Source organism: Sporosarcina saromensis (genome assembly GCF_033253735.1).
Lineage (GTDB): Bacteria > Bacillota > Bacilli > Bacillales_A > Planococcaceae > Sporosarcina > Sporosarcina saromensis.
Genome location: NZ_JAUBDI010000004.1, coordinates 1 through 15,951, shown reverse-complemented (window position 1 = coordinate 15,951; position 15,951 = coordinate 1). Strand labels below are relative to the sequence as shown.

The window sequence follows — 15,951 nt, the reverse complement described above, 5'->3', positions numbered from 1 at the left end:
AGAATTGTATACTTATTTCTTACAGTCTTACTTTCGCTCTCGAAAATCCTGTCCCCAAAATTTCAGAAGCATTCAGGAATATGACAAAAGCGCTCGGTTCAGCAGTTTGTAACAACTTTTTCAAATAAACGGCTTCTGATTGTTCCACTACACAGAAAATCATCGTCTTGTCATTGTTTGAAAACCCACCTGTTGATTTTACTTTCGTCAAACCACGGTCGATCTCATTTTGAATGACCGCTTGGATTTTATCTTCATGTTCGGTAATAATGAGCACTAACTTCGTCGGGGAAGTTTGCAATTGCACGAAGTCAATCACCTTGCTTGTAACATAAATAGCCATGAGTGCGTATAAAGCGAGTTCAAAATTAAATACAAATGCAGAAGTGACAACGACAATTCCATCGACAATCAATTGTGAGAAACCGCTTGAAATGCCTGTATACTTTTTCAACAATTGTGCAATTAAAGCGGTGCCGCCAGTCGAGCCATTCCCACGGTACACAATTCCTAACCCAATACCAAGCATGATCCCACCATAAATAGAACTGAGTAGAGGGTTGTCAACGGACAAGTTAATATCATGCGTTAAAAAGATGACAAACGGGACAAAAAACGTACCAACAATCGTTTTCACACTAAATTCTTTTCCTGCAAGTAAGAGTCCAAGTACAATTAGTGGGATATTAATGATCCATTGGACGACAGCCGGATTATAGTTGAATAGCTCGTACAATATCGTACTTACCCCAGAAATCCCGCCCGCTGCAATACGAGATGGCAACAAAAATATATTAAATGCAAGGCCGACAAAAGTCGCCCCAATAATAATTTGAACATAATCAAAAAACACCGATTTCTTCAATAAAACAGACATACAATCGTTCTCCTTTCTTTACAACGTTTCCTATTTTAACAGAAATCGATGTATAGAACAGTTTTAAAGTTTCCAGATGTGGAATAGTAGAAGTAAGTAAAGATAAGAAAGTATATTCATATTTTTGTATTTTTTCTATTTTACTGGTATACTCATCCATACTGGTATAATAACTATCACGAAGTCAGGGAGGATATTATGCGTAGTTTAGGTATCGTACGGAAAGTTGATCATCTCGGAAGAATTGTGATTCCAAAAGAACTTAGGAGTACCTTACAATTGGAGAAAGGTGCACCGATGGAAATTTTTGTAGACGACGATATGATTATTCTACGAAAATATGTTGTCGATGAGGCGTGTATTGTAACTGGTGATATCACTTCTGAGAATAAACGTTTGTCTAATGGCATGTTCATCAGCCCTAGAGGTGCGGAACTGCTCAAGAAGGAAATTGAAAACAACAATAATTGGAACTGATTCAACACAGACTACATGCATACTAAGCGGGCTGCGGACTAACCGCCGCCCTTTCTCAATTGCATAAACGAACAACCATTTAGATGCTTTGAAATCTTTATCTATATTACACTTGCTACTCGACTGTAGCGTCGGAGGAAAATACAATGGACATTTTTGCCCACAGAGGAGCTTCCGGGACATTTCCCGAAAATACAATCCCCGCATTTAAAGAAGCAGCTTCCCTACCAATTCATGGAGTGGAATTTGACGTTCATATGACAGCAGATCATGAATTGGTTGTCATCCATGATGAAAAGATTAATCGAACATCAAATGGTAAGGGCTATGTAAAAGACCTCACTTTAGAAGAATTGCGCACATTCGATTTCGGAAGCTGGTTCGCTCCCGAATTTAAAGGAACGACCATTCCTACATTACGAGAAGTGCTTGAAGTCTTTCAATCAACAGAACACGTGATAAATATTGAATTGAAGTCGGACATCTTTCCCTATGATGGAATGGTTCAACAAGTAATTGAACTAATTGAAGAATATCAGTTGACAGCTCGCGTCATCCTTTCGTCGTTTGACCATGGTGCTATTCAATTAAGCAAACAACTTGCACCAGCTATTAGAACCGCAACGTTGTTCATGGAAGTACTCGTGAACCCTGTCAACTATATACGAAGCGTCCCAGCAGATGACTTACATATCCTTTTTCCAGCTGCTGTTCGTCCTTCCATGCGAGAAGTTTTCGAAAGTGGAATTCCAGTAAGGACGTTTACAGTGAATGATGAACAGTATGCAAAGTACATGCAACAAGTAGGTGTGCAAGCAATTTTCACAGATTATCCTGAAAAAATGTATACATTATTTGCGGAGCAATAATCTGAACGAAATGAACCGCAACAAGTCCCGTTATCGGTTGGCTTGTTGCGGTTTATTCATTCGAGCGGGAGTTAAGACTTGGCTTCGGGCTTGGGGTTGTCTTTATTGTATACTGGAGGGTCGCTTTGGGAACGGGAGATGATACGTGAGTCTGGCAATTGAGTATGTAGGTGCTGAAAACGATCTGATGCAAGTAGACATTTTCTACTTACGCGATTCTTACAATAAAGAAAAGATGGAAATGAATAGCCATATTTCCACCTTTTCATTAGTTAACACATCAAAAATTGGCGTTAGTTTCCTAATTCGTTTAAAAAGGCTTCAATTTCTTCTCTCGATTTGCGGTCTTTGCTGACAAAACGACCTGCCTCTTCTCCACTATGGAAAGCAACGAAGCTTGGTATGCCAAAAATGTCGAGTTGCTGGCAAATATCTATGAATTCATCGCGATCGACATAGATGAATTGGTATTCAGGATAATCTGCTTCAATTCCAGGGAGAAGCGGTTCGATGATTCGGCAATCAGGGCACCAATCTGCTGAAAACATGAAAACTGTGCGTTCCTCATTTTTTAATTGTTCAAACTGCTCAACTGACGTTAATTTTTCCATCCTATCCATCTCCTTCTGTAGGTCCATTCTCTTGTTGAGTATAGCACAACTACACGATCTACCGTAACGCTTCCTTTGAGAAGAACATTCACATTTCTCCACCATCTAACAATCCAAATTCCTCATGAAAAACGTCACTTCGGGAAAGCTATAAAGTGAATAAAGGAGGAATCCCATTTGCGTATTCACTTAATGAGCATTCCGTTTTGCTTTTTGTTACTCACTGCATTTCCTTTTGTGAAAACGATGGCTGCAAACATACAAACCGAGGAAGCAACAATTGAAGAACGGATGAAGTATTATTATCAGTTTTCAAGCGAGCTTGTCCCTTGGTATTATTTAGCCGCGATTGATCAATATGAACGAAATATCCAACAAGTGCGTCCGGACCTGGAAAAAATGCAAGGTCCGATTTCCATTCAATATCCTACTCCGTACTGGGTTGGCATGTTAAATCCTGAAGCTTCAGATACTGTTCTGGATTCCATTGCTTTCTTCGGTGGAAACGGAGATGATGGAGATGAAGACGGCCTTGCCGATTTGCAAAACCCAGCTGATATTCTTGTGACGATGGCTAATCATCTCGCTTTGTATGGTCCACGTGAAGAGGATTACAAAGCAGCGTTATGGCATTATTACAAAAAAGAAGCAACTGTTAACCAAGTACTGACGATTGCCAAGTTGTACAAGCATTTTGGAACAGTCGAACTGGATGAACACACCTTTCCTATCCCAAAAGCTCATCATTACAGTTATCGAAGTACATGGGGGTCAAGCCGCGGTTGGGGTGGAAGGCGAATTCATGAAGGTACAGACATTTTTGCAAGTTATGGTGTCCCTGTCGTGGCAACATCATACGGTGTCATCGAAGTGATGGGATGGAACCAGTTCGGAGGTTGGCGCATCGGCATCCGTGATAACCATAACACATACCATTACTTTGCCCATTTAGCGTATTTTGATAAGGGCATTCAAGAAGGCGATATCGTCGAGCCTGGCACATTGCTCGGATTTGTTGGTAGTTCGGGTTACGGCAAAGAAGGTACTTCAGGCAAGTTCCCCCCGCACCTTCACTATGGTGTATACAAATATAACGGAAAGACAGAATGGGCTTTTGATCCATTCCCAGCGTTACGAAATTGGGAACGACAAAAATAAAAATCAGGGCCCGTCAGTACAAATGACAAATGGGCGCCTGATTTTATTTATTTCAAGACCAATTTTAAAAATGAATAAATATCGGTTTGTTCTTCAATAATTTTTGCTGTTGGTTTACCTAATCCATGTCCTGCATTTTTTTCTACGCGTAATAAAATTGGATTAGGACCGGATTGAGCTGCTTGTAACGTAGCAGCAAATTTCTTCGCATGAAGAGGTACGACCCGATCATCCGTATCCGCCGTAGTAATTAAGGTGGCTGGATATTCAACTCCAGAATGCACATTATGAAGTGGAGAATACTTGATCATAAAAGTAAAGTCGTCAGCACTCTCTTCCGCATTGCCGTAGTCTGTCACCCAATAGCGACCGACTGTGAACTTATGGTACCTTAGCATATCAATAACCGGAACTTGACAAACTGCTGCGCCAAATAGGTCTGGCCGTTGCGTAATACATGCTCCGACGAGTAACCCACCGTTACTACCGCCCATGATCGCCAGCTTTTCCGACTTTGTATAGCCTTTTTCAATTAGCCACTCGCCTGCTGCGATAAAATCGTCAAAGACATTTTGTTTGTGTTCTAATGTTCCTGCCTTGTACCACTCTTCCCCGAATTCTCCACCACCACGTAAGTTCGCAACAGCATACACACCGCCTTCTTCCAGCAAAACTTGCACTGCTGGTGAAAAACCCGGCGTGAGACTTACATTAAAACCTCCATATCCATACAACAGCACCTGATGATTCCCATCTAACGCAATTCCACTGCGATGTGTGATGAACATCGGAATTTGGGTGCCATCTTTTGACGGATAAAAAACTTGTGTTGTTACAAAATCATTCATTTTTTCATCATGTGAACGACGAAAGATCTCTCTATATGTAGCAGCTGAAAAATCATATTCAACAATTGTGCCAGAGGATAAGTAAGACGTATAACCAATGAACATGCTCGTATCTTTCTTCTCACCTGTCATTCCTGTTAACGATATGAAATCCGGAAGAGGGACATCACTTACAAACTTTCCATGCATGTCATAAATCTTCACTTTGTAATGTGCATTATGTAACGTACATGCAACGATTTGGTGGTTGACGATTTTCGCAAATGACAATACATCCTCTTGCTCAGGTATAATTTCCGTCCAATTTTCCTTACTTGGACTTTCCACGTTAACAGCAATTACACGCTCTTTCGGTGCATCCGAATTGGTCACAAAGTAAAATAACTTGCCTTCATTTCCAATGAATGTATAGCGAGCATCACCCTCTGCGAATAGTTTCACAAATCCAGAATCATTGGCAACGTCTTTCATATAAATCCGGCTTTTATTTTCTGTCCCTTTCCACACATTCAACAACAAATAGTTGTAGTCATCCGAAAAAACGGGGTCAAAGGAGAACTCTTTATTGTCCAAATCCTCATAGATGAGCACATCATCTTCTTGCGCTGTACCGATTTTATGCCAATACACTTTGTTATAATAGCTTTCATCCTCAGCTGGAATCGTTGAAGGATCTGGGAAACGGTTATAATAAAATCCGGTGCCTCCTTCATCCCATGCGATGCTACAAAACTTGCACCACTGCAACAAATCCCCCTCATCTTGAAGCGTTTCCAAGTTCCGTACCCGGATTTCCTGCCAGTCACTGCCGTTTAACGATACCCCATACGCTAGTCGCTTACCATCTTTCGTGAAAGAAAGGTTGGTAATTGCAGCAGTCCCTTGTTCATTCATCGTATTCGGATCTAAGACCACTTCCAATTTATCCGAATCAAGATTTGTTGTCCGATAGAAGACTGCTTGGTTTTGTAGGCCGTCATTTTTATGAAAATAATAATAGTCCCCTTCTTTTCGAGGAACTGAATACTTTTCATAATCCATCGCTTTCGTCAATTTCGTTTTTAACAATTCACGATCTGCAAATGTACTGACAAAATCATGTGTTTGTTTATTTTGTTCATCTACCCAATGCTGAACTTCTGGATCTTTCGGATTCTCCAACCATCTGTAGGGATCTTCAATTTTTGTTCCATGGTAATTGTCTACAACTACTTCCCTTTTCGTTTGAATCGACACGTAATTTCCCCCTTTAAAAATCATCTCCATCATTTTACCATATTTTTCTGAAATAAAGCACAAAAGAAGCAGCTGACGTTTGCCAGCTGCTCCTTTTGTTAATGAGGAACGTGAATTGGTGGTGGAATAATCCAACCCTTTTCTTTATTCATCTTTAATAATTTCATGCCGAATAGTAAACGCTCAGCATGGAATTTACTGAACATCATCGCGACGTCTTCCCGTAAGCATTGCCCAATCACTTGGCTGCACGATACGAGGGCTTGCCCAACGTTTATCGAGATTGCGCCACTAATTTCAGGATCCATGAAGCGTGCGCCAGCAGGAATTTCTTCTTGGTTGGCAATTGGACGATCAGGTAATGTAGGAGGTGGCGTGACTCCATGTTCTTTCAATAGTGTTTCCACTTGCTCATTTTCTTTTTTCATCATTTGCACAGCTTCGTCCAACAGTTTTTTAAGACCGTCATCTCCCGCATGGTTAATGAAGCCTTGATATCCGCTAATGAGTCCTTTATTTGCCCCTACATATGCCCAACATCCTAATACTTCACCATAATGCATCGGTTCTTCTTTTGAATTTCCGCTTAAAATACCCAATTGTTTTCCCTCTTTTCTTGAACTTTTCCATTGAATTCATGGATTTGGTATTATGATGTGATAAGAATGCGATTTTATACACTCGTTAAAAGGCATTTTATTGTTCATTCAAAAAAAGGTTGACATTTTTTTAGATACTGATATGATATTCAGTAATTAAATTTTTCGATAATATTGCGATGGAGATACGCGATAGATGATGGCATCTAAAGAGAGCTGATGATTTGCTGAAAATCAGCGTTGACATGTCTGTTGTAGCACTCCTGAATAGATGTACCGAACAACTTTTTAGTAGGTACGTACGTTTCATGCTCGTTACCGCATGCAATGAAGACTGTCTTTGACAGTGAACAAGGGTGGTACCGCGTAAATTGTAAGCTTTTCGCCCCTTTACATGTAGGTGTAAAGGAGAGTGGAAAGCTTTTTATTCACAATGATAAAACACGAACAATAATTGATTTAAATTTATTTTAGTACGCGTTTAACCGATTATTTTAATCCAAATTACGAAAATCATATAAAATATAGATCTAAACACGAATTAATTGGTTGACATTCTTTTTTCACGTGATATGATGTTCAATAATTAAATACCTAAACGAACAATGTCGATGGAGACATGTTTTACGTACTCGAATCTTAAGAGAGCTGATGGTTGGTGAGAATCAGTGGTTCAGTCGTAAAGTAGCACTCTGGAATTGGTGATCTGAAACTTATGTCGTAGGATTATCCGTATGATGCACGTTACGCAAACAATGAAGGCTGTCTATTTTGGACAGCGAAAAAGGGTGGCACCGCGTAGCGTAAAAGCTTTTCGCCCCTTGCAGTACATGCAAGGGATGAAAGGCTTTTTTATATTTTTTATTAATAGGAGGAGATCTACATGTTAGCAGACCAACACTTTTTACGAATTCCAGGACCAACACCGATTCCGCCGAGCGTACAACGGGCAATGAGCCAACCCATGATCGGGCATCGAGGAAGTGAAACTTCTGAATTGCTACGTACCATTCAACCAAGACTACGAAAAGTATTTGGCACAACACAGGATGTTGTCATTGTAACCGGCAGTGGCACATCAGGACTTGAAGCAGCTGTTGTGAATACAGTTAATCCTGCGGATGAAGTACTTGTGATTGTAACAGGTGCGTTTGGAGCACGCTTTGTAAAAATTTGTGAAGCATATGGAATTGTCGTTCATCAGCTTACGGTCGAATGGGGCAAAGCATTTGACGTAAAAGATGTGCAAGCAGTCGTGCAAAATAATCCAGCAATTAAAGCTGTATTTGCAACGTATTGCGAAACTTCAACAGGTGTCATGAATCCTGTTCATTTGCTTGCACAGACAGTCAAAGAAGTGTCCGACGCACTTATCATCGTCGACGGAGTCTCTTGCGTTGGCGGTGTGGAAACGAAAATGGACGATTGGGGGATTGATGTGATCGTAACGGGTACACAAAAAGCATTCATGCTACCAGCTGGACTCACTTTTATTGCCGTAAGCGAGAAAGCTTGGAACCGAATTGAAAACAATTCAAATCGTGGTTTCTACTTGGATTTAGTGAAATATAAATCGAATTTAGCTAAAGATACGACACCTTTTACACCTGCCCTTTCGTTGCTTTTCGGACTACATGAAGCACTAAAGATGATGGAAGCTGAAGGGCTCGATGAAGTATATGCTCGTCATAAACTCATGAAAGAAATGACGCGCGCTGCTTTTAAAGCATTGGCGATTCCTTTACTGACAACTGATGAGGATGCTGCAGACACTGTCACAGCTGTTTCCCCTGAAGACTTTGACGCCGAATTATTTAGAAAGACGATTAAAAGCGAATTCGGTTTAACAGTAGCGGGTGGACAGGAACATCTAAAAGGCAAGATTTTCAGAGTTGGGCATATGGGATATTGTTCACCTGCCGATGTCCTTCAAACCATCGCCATGATTGAAATCGGATTAGTAAAATCCGGTAAGCAAATAGAAATCGGAAAAGGCGTGGCTGCAGCTCAAAAAATTTATGTAGCACAAGGAGCGACAAACTGATGACATTCCATATTCTAATTACTGATCCGCTTAGTGAAGAAGGCATTTATCCATTACGACAAGCTGAAAACTTAGCCATAACCATTGCAACCGATTTATCCAAGGAAGCTCTGCTTGAGACAATAAAAGATGTTGACGCGTTGCTCGTCCGAAGCCAAACACAAGTGACACGCGAAGTGATTGAAGCAGGTAAAAACTTAAAAATTATCGGTCGAGCTGGTGTCGGTGTGGATAACATTGACCTGGATGCCGCGACGGAAAATGGCATTATCGTCGTCAATGCACCCGACGGCAACACGAATTCTGCCGCTGAGCATACAATTGCGATGATGACTGCGTTGGCTCGAAAAATCCCACAAGCATTCAATGCATTAAAAAATGGCGTTTGGGATCGCAAAACATATATTGGCGTCGAGTTGAAAAATAAGACACTCGGCGTAATCGGTCTCGGTCGAATTGGTGCAGAAGTTGCAGCACGTGCGAAAGGACAGCGCATGAATGTCATTGCGTACGATCCGTTCTTGACGGAAGAGAAAGCGAAAAAGATGGGGATTGACTTTGGTACGGTTGATGATGTCATTCAAGCAGCAGATTTCATTACCGTTCATACACCATTATTAAAAGAAACGCGTCATTTATTAAACGAAGAAGCATTCTACAAAATGAAAGATGGCGTACAGATCATCAACTGTGCAAGGGGCGGAATCATCGATGAAGATGCACTCTACAATGCGATTGTTTCTGGAAAAGTTGCCGGTGCTGCCCTAGATGTTTTTGAAACCGAACCATTTATCGATCACCCGTTGCTCACGTTACCTGAAGTGATTGCAACACCTCACCTAGGTGCGAGTACAGTAGAAGCGCAAGAAAGTGTCGCAGTAGATGTAAGTAATGACGTTGTTAGCTTTTTCAAAGGCGAAGCTGTACGCAATCCCGTCAACTTACCTTCCGTTTCTAAGGAAGTACTTGCAAAGATTGCTCCTTTCTTCGATTTGGCAGAGAAATTAGGCACATTCCTCTCTCGCAAAACGGATGAAACAATCGTAGAAGTGAACATCAAGTATGCAGGCGAACTTGCGAATTATGATGTCAGGGCGTTAACGCGCAATACGGTAAAAGGAATTTTAAAACGGAATTTCGGTAGTCACGTCAACGATGTCAATGCAAAATACCTCGCAGAGCGTTTTGACATAAAGGTCAATGAACATAAAACAACGACGAGCAAAGGTTTCCTCCACTTAATCACGGTAGAAGTGCACACTGCCGGTTCTGTTCATCGCGTAGCGGGTACGTTATTAAATGGACTCGGCCCGCGTATTGTAAAAGTCGATGATTACGTAGTAGACGTTGTGCCTGAAGGGCATTTATTGTTCATTAAACATAAAGACCAACCGGGCGCAATTGGCCGTGTCGGTACATTGTTGGCAGAAAAGAATATTAATATCGCCACGATGCAAGTCGGCCGAACAACTATTGGCGGTGAAGCAATCATGATGCTGACGATTGACAATCATGTGGAGCAAGAAGAAATGGAAGATCTGACTGAACTGGCTGATATTTACGAAGTTCGTGCGATTGATCTGTAAAACACTTTCTTAGCTATTAATGGACTGATAAAATGTTGATTTCCGTTCCGAGCGGACGCTTTCCGGGGGGCTTGCCCTCAGCCTCCTCGTCGCTTCGCTCCTGCGGGGTCTTCACGCTGCGCTGATCCCCCAGGAGTCGCCGCTCTGCACTCCAATCAACTGCATCCCCCTTTACAAAGATGCATCATTTCAATAATTACGGCAGCTTTCTTCATGTTTAATCGGCCAGTTACTTTAGATTCATGGTAGAAAAAGTAAGTTTCCTCCATGGACATTTTAAAGCCCCTGAGTGTTATCCTTCGTTTACCAGTTTTCTTTACACCAGTAAAGACACGCTAAATCGTCCCTTCGCACTTTCCATATATCTTTCAAAAAACATGGCTTTGTCGCACAGAACTTCGTGGATTGCGGCACGTGTTTCTATTTAAGCACTGTTTTTACTCCAATGCATACTACTCATTCAGATCCGATAACTCTCCTAATATTGTAAATAACTCATCTAAATGACTTATTTCAAAGTCAGGTCGGATTTCATCATGTTTCGGCTTGTTTTCTCGATTAATCCAAACGGAACGCATGCCGACTCGAGAGGAACCTAATATGTCTGTCATCAAGTTATCACCAATCATTAGAGCTTGCTCTACAGGAGTAGATGTTTTTTCTAGCACGTACGTAAAGATTGACGGGTCCGGTTTTCCTTTTCCAAATGCACCAGAAATGACAATTTCATCAAAATACGGTGCGATCTCAGGCGTTATTGCAAGCTTTGTTTGTTGCAATGAAGGTGCTCCATTCGTTAACAAGACCAGTTTGTAGTTCCCTTTCAACTGATCCAATACGGAAAATGTCTCTTCATAAACAAACGGTGCTTTCTTTCGCTCTTCGATGAATCTTGCAGCTAATGTTTTTCCGTATTCCTCATTATGTATTCCGCATACTTGCAATCCTCTTGTCCATGCATCTTTTTGATAGGATGGTATGAGCTTTTTCATTCGTTGAAACGCTTCTCCTTCATCATCAAAAGTACCCCATAGCCCCTCAAATGGATTGATGCCAATTAGCTGAGTATGTGCATATGTTTCATAAGTAGCATAGAGAGTGCGAGCTGCTTCACGAACAGCTGCCTCCAATTCCATCGGGTTTACGTCATATTGTTTTGCAGCAAATTGACACGTTTTTGCAAATGCCGTGGCGATACTTTTTTCATCCCATAAGAGCGTATCATCTAAGTCAAATATGATTGTGCGGATCATCTGCTGTCACTCCTTTTTGTTTGATTATACACAAAAACCGCTCCAAAAAACGCATGGAGCGGTAATTTTCAGGTGATGTATATATTGCGATCCCAAAAACGTTGTTGCGTGATTGCTTGAATATAATCCTCGGCGAAATCATTTTCTGTTGCAAAGACGATACCTGGCCCTGGCTTTGCATCAGATTTACTGAAAATCGGCATACCAGTTGAAGCGACGCCAATCGGTTTATATTGGCTGTATGCGACATTAATGTAATTTATGAGCTGACTCTCAAATTTCTTCTGATTATCCGCTTTGCCTCCCACAATATATAATGAATCAAACAGGGAAGGCGCTGTGGATACCAAAGATTGGTTCACTACTACTTGAATACCATCTGCTCCTGTTAATGTCCCTAACTTTTCGCCGACAATATCGACAGTAACACCTGCATCCAGTAAAGAATTGACGACTGATTTCACTTCACTGCCGTTGAATCCTTCACCGATTAACACACCTACTTTCAGCGTATATGGATACTTAGGTGTGTTTTCTTGACTGAGCGCAGGTGAAGAAGCAGTAACATTCACTTGCTCTCCCGTTGGTCGATTCACTCCAACAGCATCTGCAAGTGTCGTTGCCAATTCCTTATCCACATGTACGAACATATCGACGACTTGTTGCCTAACACTCTTAGACTGCACTTTACTCACTTCGAAAATGAAAGCGTTCATGATATGTTGCTTTTCAACCGGCGTCATACTGTTCCAAAATAATCGAGCTTGTGAGAAATGATCTTTGAAAGATTCACTTCTTGCTTGGATAACACGTCCTTCGACTTTTTCAGCATAATGGACAAATCCTCCCTCTTTCCAAGTGGAGGTGGATGGTGTATTGTTCGCCAAACTATTCTTATGATAACTGACTTGCCCTTTGTCGATTCGTTGACGGCTGAATCCGTCACGTTGGTTGTTATGAAACGGACAAATCGGACGATTGATCGGTATTTCAGTAAAGTTCGGTCCGCCCAAACGAAGGAGTTGTGTATCCAAGTAGGAAAATAATCTTCCTTGCAATAACGGATCATTTGTAAAGTCAATTCCTGGGACAACATTTCCTGGGTGGTAAGCTACTTGCTCCGTTTCCGCAAACACATTTTCCACGTTTTGATTCAGCGTAATTTTCCCGAAGAGGCGCACAGGTACGATTTCTTCTGGCCATAATTTTGTCGCATCCAGAATATCAAAATCGAACATGAACTCATCTTTTTCATCAATCATTTGTACACCTAAATCATATTCGACGACATTGCCATGCTCGATTGTTTCCCACAAATCCCTTCGGTGAAAATCAGGATCTTCTCCTGCAATCATTTGAGCCTCTTCCCAAATAAGTGAATGAACACCTAATCGAGGTTTAATATGAAACTTAATGAATTTCGCTTGGCCCGCTTCATTGACGAATCTGAACGTGTGGACGCCAAACCCTTCCATCATACGGAAACTCCTTGGAATTGCTCGGTCTGACATTAACCACATCATCATATGGGCTGTTTCTTGATTCGTAGCGACGAAATCCCATAGCGTATCATGCGCTGATGAGGCTTGCGGTATTTCATTATGAGGTTCTGGTTTGACGGCATGCACAAAGTCGGGAAATTTAATGGCATCTTGGATGAAGAAAACAGGAATGTTGTTACCGACTAAGTCAAAATTCCCTTCCTCTGTGTAAAACTTTACAGCAAAACCTCGTACATCACGAACAGTTTCAGCAGATCCTTTGCTTCCTGCCACAGTTGAAAAACGGATGAAAACTGGTGTTTTTGTTCCTGGTTCTTGAAGAAATGCTGCTCTTGTAAACTCTTTCATCGAATGATACAACTCAAACTCTCCATGAGCCGCAAAGCCTCTTGCATGAACAACTCGTTCTGGAATACGCTCATGATCAAAATGCGTCATTTTTTCACGGAAATGGAAGTCTTCGATTAACGTCGGTCCACGTACTCCGGCTTTTAATGAATTTTCATCATCCGAAACCTTTACCCCTTGATTGGTCGTCATTTTCTTTCCATAGTTATTCACTGTATACGGTTTCAGTTGCTGAATTTTTCGATTTGTCGTTTCGTCCACGTAATCCCCTTTCGCCTTCTGGTTGTTCCCCACATTACTATATGCTTAGGTTTGTGTATTGGGTACTTGACACGACGTTTTATCCTGTACAATATAGGCTACAATACCATTAAAAGAGCACATAAGGAGTCAGAGAATGAATACACATTACTTCATTGGCATTCCAGCACAACAAACGATACATGAACAGGTACATCACTACTGGGACAAATTACAACTCGCAAATCATTATAAAGTTTTACCAGGATTAGCTGATTTGCATATTACGTTGCTGTTCATCGGATCGATACCTGAACATAGACTTCACACATTACAACAACAGCTAACGCAAATCGCTAAGCATCACAAACCCTTCACATTGCTTATCAACGGAATATCCTATTTCGGTTCACCACCTGGTCCGCGAGTTGTCTATTTAGCAACATCACCTAACGAAGAACTGGATCATTTACAAAATGCAATTGCTGAAAGCGGATTAGATGTAGGAATTCAAAGTTCAAATCATTTCACGCCACACATGACAATCGCAAAGAAAAGGAAGTCAACAGATCCCATCATCATACCTAAAGAAACGTTTGATTCGATTCCTTTACAGGTCAAACATTTTTCACTGTTTTCAATTCATCCATCACAAACACCAAAGTATACTGAGGTTCAACGGTATGAATTATAAATGTCCATTGACTCAAATTAATTAGGAACCTATCTTTATATGTAAACACCACCCAAACACCACCCAATCATTGCAATGACAAACATTGCTGCGAGAACGACCGGATAGGCATACTTGTCCGGCAGAGGCAAACACGATTTCGGGTGTAACTGCTAAACAAATCACAAGAGCCAAAGCTGTACCAAATGCGAAGCGCATTTTTACGTGTTGTTTTGTCATACACAAACCTACTTTCACTATTCATTTATCTATCTGCTATTCCTCTCGCTTCATTTCTACGAATTGTTGAGGAACGTTTTCTTTTTGTTGTTGCATACTCGACAACTTCCTTTTCTCCTCTTGAACGGTTGGAAATCCTTCTGAAAGCTGTTCAAGGTCCCCTTTCCTGACGCGACCGATAAATATGGCTTTCTGTTTCCTCTCTCGCTGCTCCACTTCAAACAACTGCAACTTCTCCTCATAACGCTTCACGGCTTGATCCAATTCCATGCCGTACACACTCAGAAATCCCTCTAAAAAACTCGTACCGGCAAAACTCACTTCCGCAAGCATACGACCGCGCTTGCCTTGAAAGATGGTTGCATCTACTTGCTCCACCTTCTCAGCATCTTGAAAGTTTCCTTGCTGCAGAAAGTACTGACGCAATTTTAATGGTTTCACTTCGATTTGCGCTTCTACTTCTTCCTGGATACGTTCTTGTCGAACAGTCGAAATCGATTGTCCATCGTTCTCTCCATCGCGTACAAAACGCCCATCATGCTCAATCTGTATAGGTCGATTACTACTCAACCACCGCTCTATCATTAGATGTATCACCTACTTTTACATAGTATACAATGGCAATTCTATAAAAAAGGCGATTTTTATCAAAATATTATATGTATTTAATGAAAGGCATGTTTTTGTTATGTTTGAAATAAATTTGAAATGATACTTTATAGGTAAGTCCCAATTAAACAACACATTTTTTTAAAAAGCATCTCTTAGTACGATTGATTTATCAACTTGAAGGAGGTGCTTTTCTAATGTCACAAAAAGCATTGATGATTGTCCCCGGAAGCTCAGATCCACCATCCGAAACCAATCTGCCCACTGCTTCTTTTACTCCCACCGGCTCTTGTTCCATCAAGATTGCAAGCGCCGAAGTCACTTTTCAGAATGGCGTGGAAGCGCGCCTTATCCAGATTGTCATAAGGGGAGCTGATTAATTGATGAGACATCTGCATCATCTGTGAGAAAACAGATATGAGAAAAGGAATTGACGGACTAGCTACGCTTATTCAAGACTCTTTTGAGCTTAATCCGTACAGCGATTCCATTTTCCTTTTTGCAGGATTGAAAAAGGACCGGTATAAATGTCTTTATTTCGATGGTGATGGCTTTGCTATGTTATAAGCGATTGGATAGTGGAACCCTACAATGGACAAGAAACGAACGTTTCGGGCTTACCTTTATAGGATTTTCACTATGGAAATTATGAGAAATAAATCGAGTAGGAGGGAGTGATTAACTCCCGTCCTCTCACACCACCGTACGTACCGTTCGGTATACGGCGGTTCAATAACTTAAGTACCGACGCTCATACAAGTGATTCAAGTCTTTCAGACCC

15 protein-coding genes and 2 other annotated features are annotated in these 15,951 nt (G+C 41.1%); of the genes, 8 read left to right on the top strand and 7 right to left on the bottom strand.

Annotation, left to right across the window (positions count from 1 at the left end; all coding sequences use genetic code 11):
* Positions 1 to 19: 19 nt before the first annotated feature.
* Positions 20 to 877 (bottom strand): YitT family protein, encoded by an 858-nt coding sequence (locus tag QT711_RS06085; protein ID WP_317942639.1) that lies wholly within the window; start codon positions 875 to 877, stop codon positions 20 to 22.
* 198 nt (positions 878 to 1,075) lie between these two features.
* Here QT711_RS06085 and QT711_RS06080 point away from each other — a divergent pair, with 198 nt between their 5' ends.
* Positions 1,076 to 1,354 carry an AbrB/MazE/SpoVT family DNA-binding domain-containing protein gene (locus tag QT711_RS06080; RefSeq protein ID WP_317942638.1) on the top strand — a complete coding sequence of 93 codons (279 nt, stop codon included), beginning with the start codon at positions 1,076 to 1,078 and terminating at the stop codon, positions 1,352 to 1,354.
* 146 nt (positions 1,355 to 1,500) lie between these two features.
* Entirely contained in the window at positions 1,501 to 2,223 is a 723-nt protein-coding gene (locus QT711_RS06075; protein WP_317942637.1) for a glycerophosphodiester phosphodiesterase, read from the top strand.
* 293 nt (positions 2,224 to 2,516) lie between these two features.
* Here the strand turns inward: QT711_RS06075 and QT711_RS06070 are convergent, their stop codons facing one another.
* A complete protein-coding gene (locus QT711_RS06070; RefSeq protein WP_371389252.1) occupies positions 2,517 to 2,834 on the bottom strand; it encodes a thioredoxin family protein in 318 nt (105 codons plus the stop codon).
* Between the two features lie 183 nt (positions 2,835 to 3,017).
* On the opposite strand from QT711_RS06070, the gene QT711_RS06065 reads away from it, so the two are divergent.
* Positions 3,018 to 3,992 (top strand): M23 family metallopeptidase, encoded by a 975-nt coding sequence (locus QT711_RS06065; protein ID WP_371389661.1) that lies wholly within the window; start codon positions 3,018 to 3,020, stop codon positions 3,990 to 3,992.
* A 47-nt stretch (positions 3,993 to 4,039) separates the two neighbouring features.
* Here the strand turns inward: QT711_RS06065 and QT711_RS06060 are convergent, their stop codons facing one another.
* Both QT711_RS06060 and QT711_RS06055 read right to left on the bottom strand, forming a co-directional pair.
* Complete coding sequence (locus QT711_RS06060) at positions 4,040 to 6,076, bottom strand: prolyl oligopeptidase family serine peptidase (protein WP_317942634.1); 2,037 nt, start codon at positions 6,074 to 6,076, stop codon at positions 4,040 to 4,042.
* Between the two features lie 98 nt (positions 6,077 to 6,174).
* Positions 6,175 to 6,675 carry a DUF3231 family protein gene (locus tag QT711_RS06055; protein ID WP_317942633.1) on the bottom strand — a complete coding sequence of 167 codons (501 nt, stop codon included), beginning with the start codon at positions 6,673 to 6,675 and terminating at the stop codon, positions 6,175 to 6,177.
* Between the two features lie 167 nt (positions 6,676 to 6,842).
* Positions 6,843 to 7,068 (top strand) — a binding site (T-box leader).
* 206 nt (positions 7,069 to 7,274) lie between these two features.
* Positions 7,275 to 7,500 (top strand) — a binding site (T-box leader).
* A gap of 58 nt (positions 7,501 to 7,558) precedes the next feature.
* Here QT711_RS06055 and QT711_RS06050 point away from each other — a divergent pair.
* Entirely contained in the window at positions 7,559 to 8,719 is a 1,161-nt protein-coding gene (locus tag QT711_RS06050) for a pyridoxal-phosphate-dependent aminotransferase family protein (RefSeq protein WP_317942632.1), read from the top strand.
* Entirely contained in the window at positions 8,719 to 10,305 is a 1,587-nt protein-coding gene (serA, locus tag QT711_RS06045; protein ID WP_317942631.1) for a phosphoglycerate dehydrogenase, read from the top strand. Before QT711_RS06050 ends, serA begins: the two co-directional genes overlap by 1 nt.
* Positions 10,306 to 10,757: 452 nt before the next feature.
* Here serA and QT711_RS06040 read toward each other — a convergent pair whose 3' ends face one another.
* On the bottom strand, positions 10,758 to 11,558 hold the full coding sequence (locus tag QT711_RS06040; RefSeq protein ID WP_317942630.1) for an HAD family hydrolase: 801 nt from the start codon (positions 11,556 to 11,558) through the stop codon (positions 10,758 to 10,760).
* Positions 11,559 to 11,626: 68 nt separating this feature from the next.
* Positions 11,627 to 13,669: a catalase gene (locus tag QT711_RS06035; protein ID WP_317942629.1), complete on the bottom strand. Its 2,043-nt coding sequence runs from the start codon at positions 13,667 to 13,669 to the stop codon at positions 11,627 to 11,629.
* A gap of 136 nt (positions 13,670 to 13,805) precedes the next feature.
* Between QT711_RS06035 and thpR the strand changes: the two genes are divergently transcribed.
* Positions 13,806 to 14,342: an RNA 2',3'-cyclic phosphodiesterase gene (gene thpR / locus QT711_RS06030; protein WP_317942628.1), complete on the top strand. Its 537-nt coding sequence runs from the start codon at positions 13,806 to 13,808 to the stop codon at positions 14,340 to 14,342.
* A 255-nt stretch (positions 14,343 to 14,597) separates the two neighbouring features.
* Here the strand turns inward: thpR and QT711_RS06025 are convergent, their stop codons facing one another.
* Positions 14,598 to 15,146, bottom strand: a complete 549-nt coding sequence (locus tag QT711_RS06025; RefSeq protein ID WP_317942627.1) for a hypothetical protein — start codon at positions 15,144 to 15,146, stop codon at positions 14,598 to 14,600.
* Between the two features lie 221 nt (positions 15,147 to 15,367).
* Here QT711_RS06025 and QT711_RS06020 point away from each other — a divergent pair, with 221 nt between their 5' ends.
* On the top strand, positions 15,368 to 15,550 hold the full coding sequence (locus QT711_RS06020; RefSeq protein ID WP_317942626.1) for a hypothetical protein: 183 nt from the start codon (positions 15,368 to 15,370) through the stop codon (positions 15,548 to 15,550).
* 10 nt (positions 15,551 to 15,560) lie between these two features.
* Entirely contained in the window at positions 15,561 to 15,737 is a 177-nt protein-coding gene (gene tnpB, locus QT711_RS06015) for an IS66 family insertion sequence element accessory protein TnpB (protein ID WP_317943005.1), read from the top strand.
* Positions 15,738 to 15,951 lie beyond the last annotated feature (214 nt).

Excerpts from the sequence above, each read along its gene's own strand:
- QT711_RS06085 (WP_317942639.1), bottom strand. The coding sequence starts at position 877 with ATGTCTGTTTTATTGAAGAAATCGGTGTTTTTTGATTATGTTCAAATT.
- thpR (WP_317942628.1), top strand. The coding sequence starts at position 13,806 with ATGAATACACATTACTTCATTGGCATTCCAGCACAACAAACGATACAT.
- QT711_RS06020 (WP_317942626.1), top strand. The coding sequence starts at position 15,368 with ATGTCACAAAAAGCATTGATGATTGTCCCCGGAAGCTCAGATCCACCA.
- QT711_RS06075 (WP_317942637.1), top strand. The coding sequence starts at position 1,501 with ATGGACATTTTTGCCCACAGAGGAGCTTCCGGGACATTTCCCGAAAAT.
- QT711_RS06025 (WP_317942627.1), bottom strand. The coding sequence starts at position 15,146 with ATGATAGAGCGGTGGTTGAGTAGTAATCGACCTATACAGATTGAGCAT.
- QT711_RS06050 (WP_317942632.1), top strand. The coding sequence starts at position 7,559 with ATGTTAGCAGACCAACACTTTTTACGAATTCCAGGACCAACACCGATT.
- QT711_RS06080 (WP_317942638.1), top strand. The coding sequence starts at position 1,076 with ATGCGTAGTTTAGGTATCGTACGGAAAGTTGATCATCTCGGAAGAATT.
- QT711_RS06040 (WP_317942630.1), bottom strand. The coding sequence starts at position 11,558 with ATGATCCGCACAATCATATTTGACTTAGATGATACGCTCTTATGGGAT.
- QT711_RS06070 (WP_371389252.1), bottom strand. The coding sequence starts at position 2,834 with ATGGAAAAATTAACGTCAGTTGAGCAGTTTGAACAATTAAAAAATGAG.
- serA (WP_317942631.1), top strand. The coding sequence starts at position 8,719 with ATGACATTCCATATTCTAATTACTGATCCGCTTAGTGAAGAAGGCATT.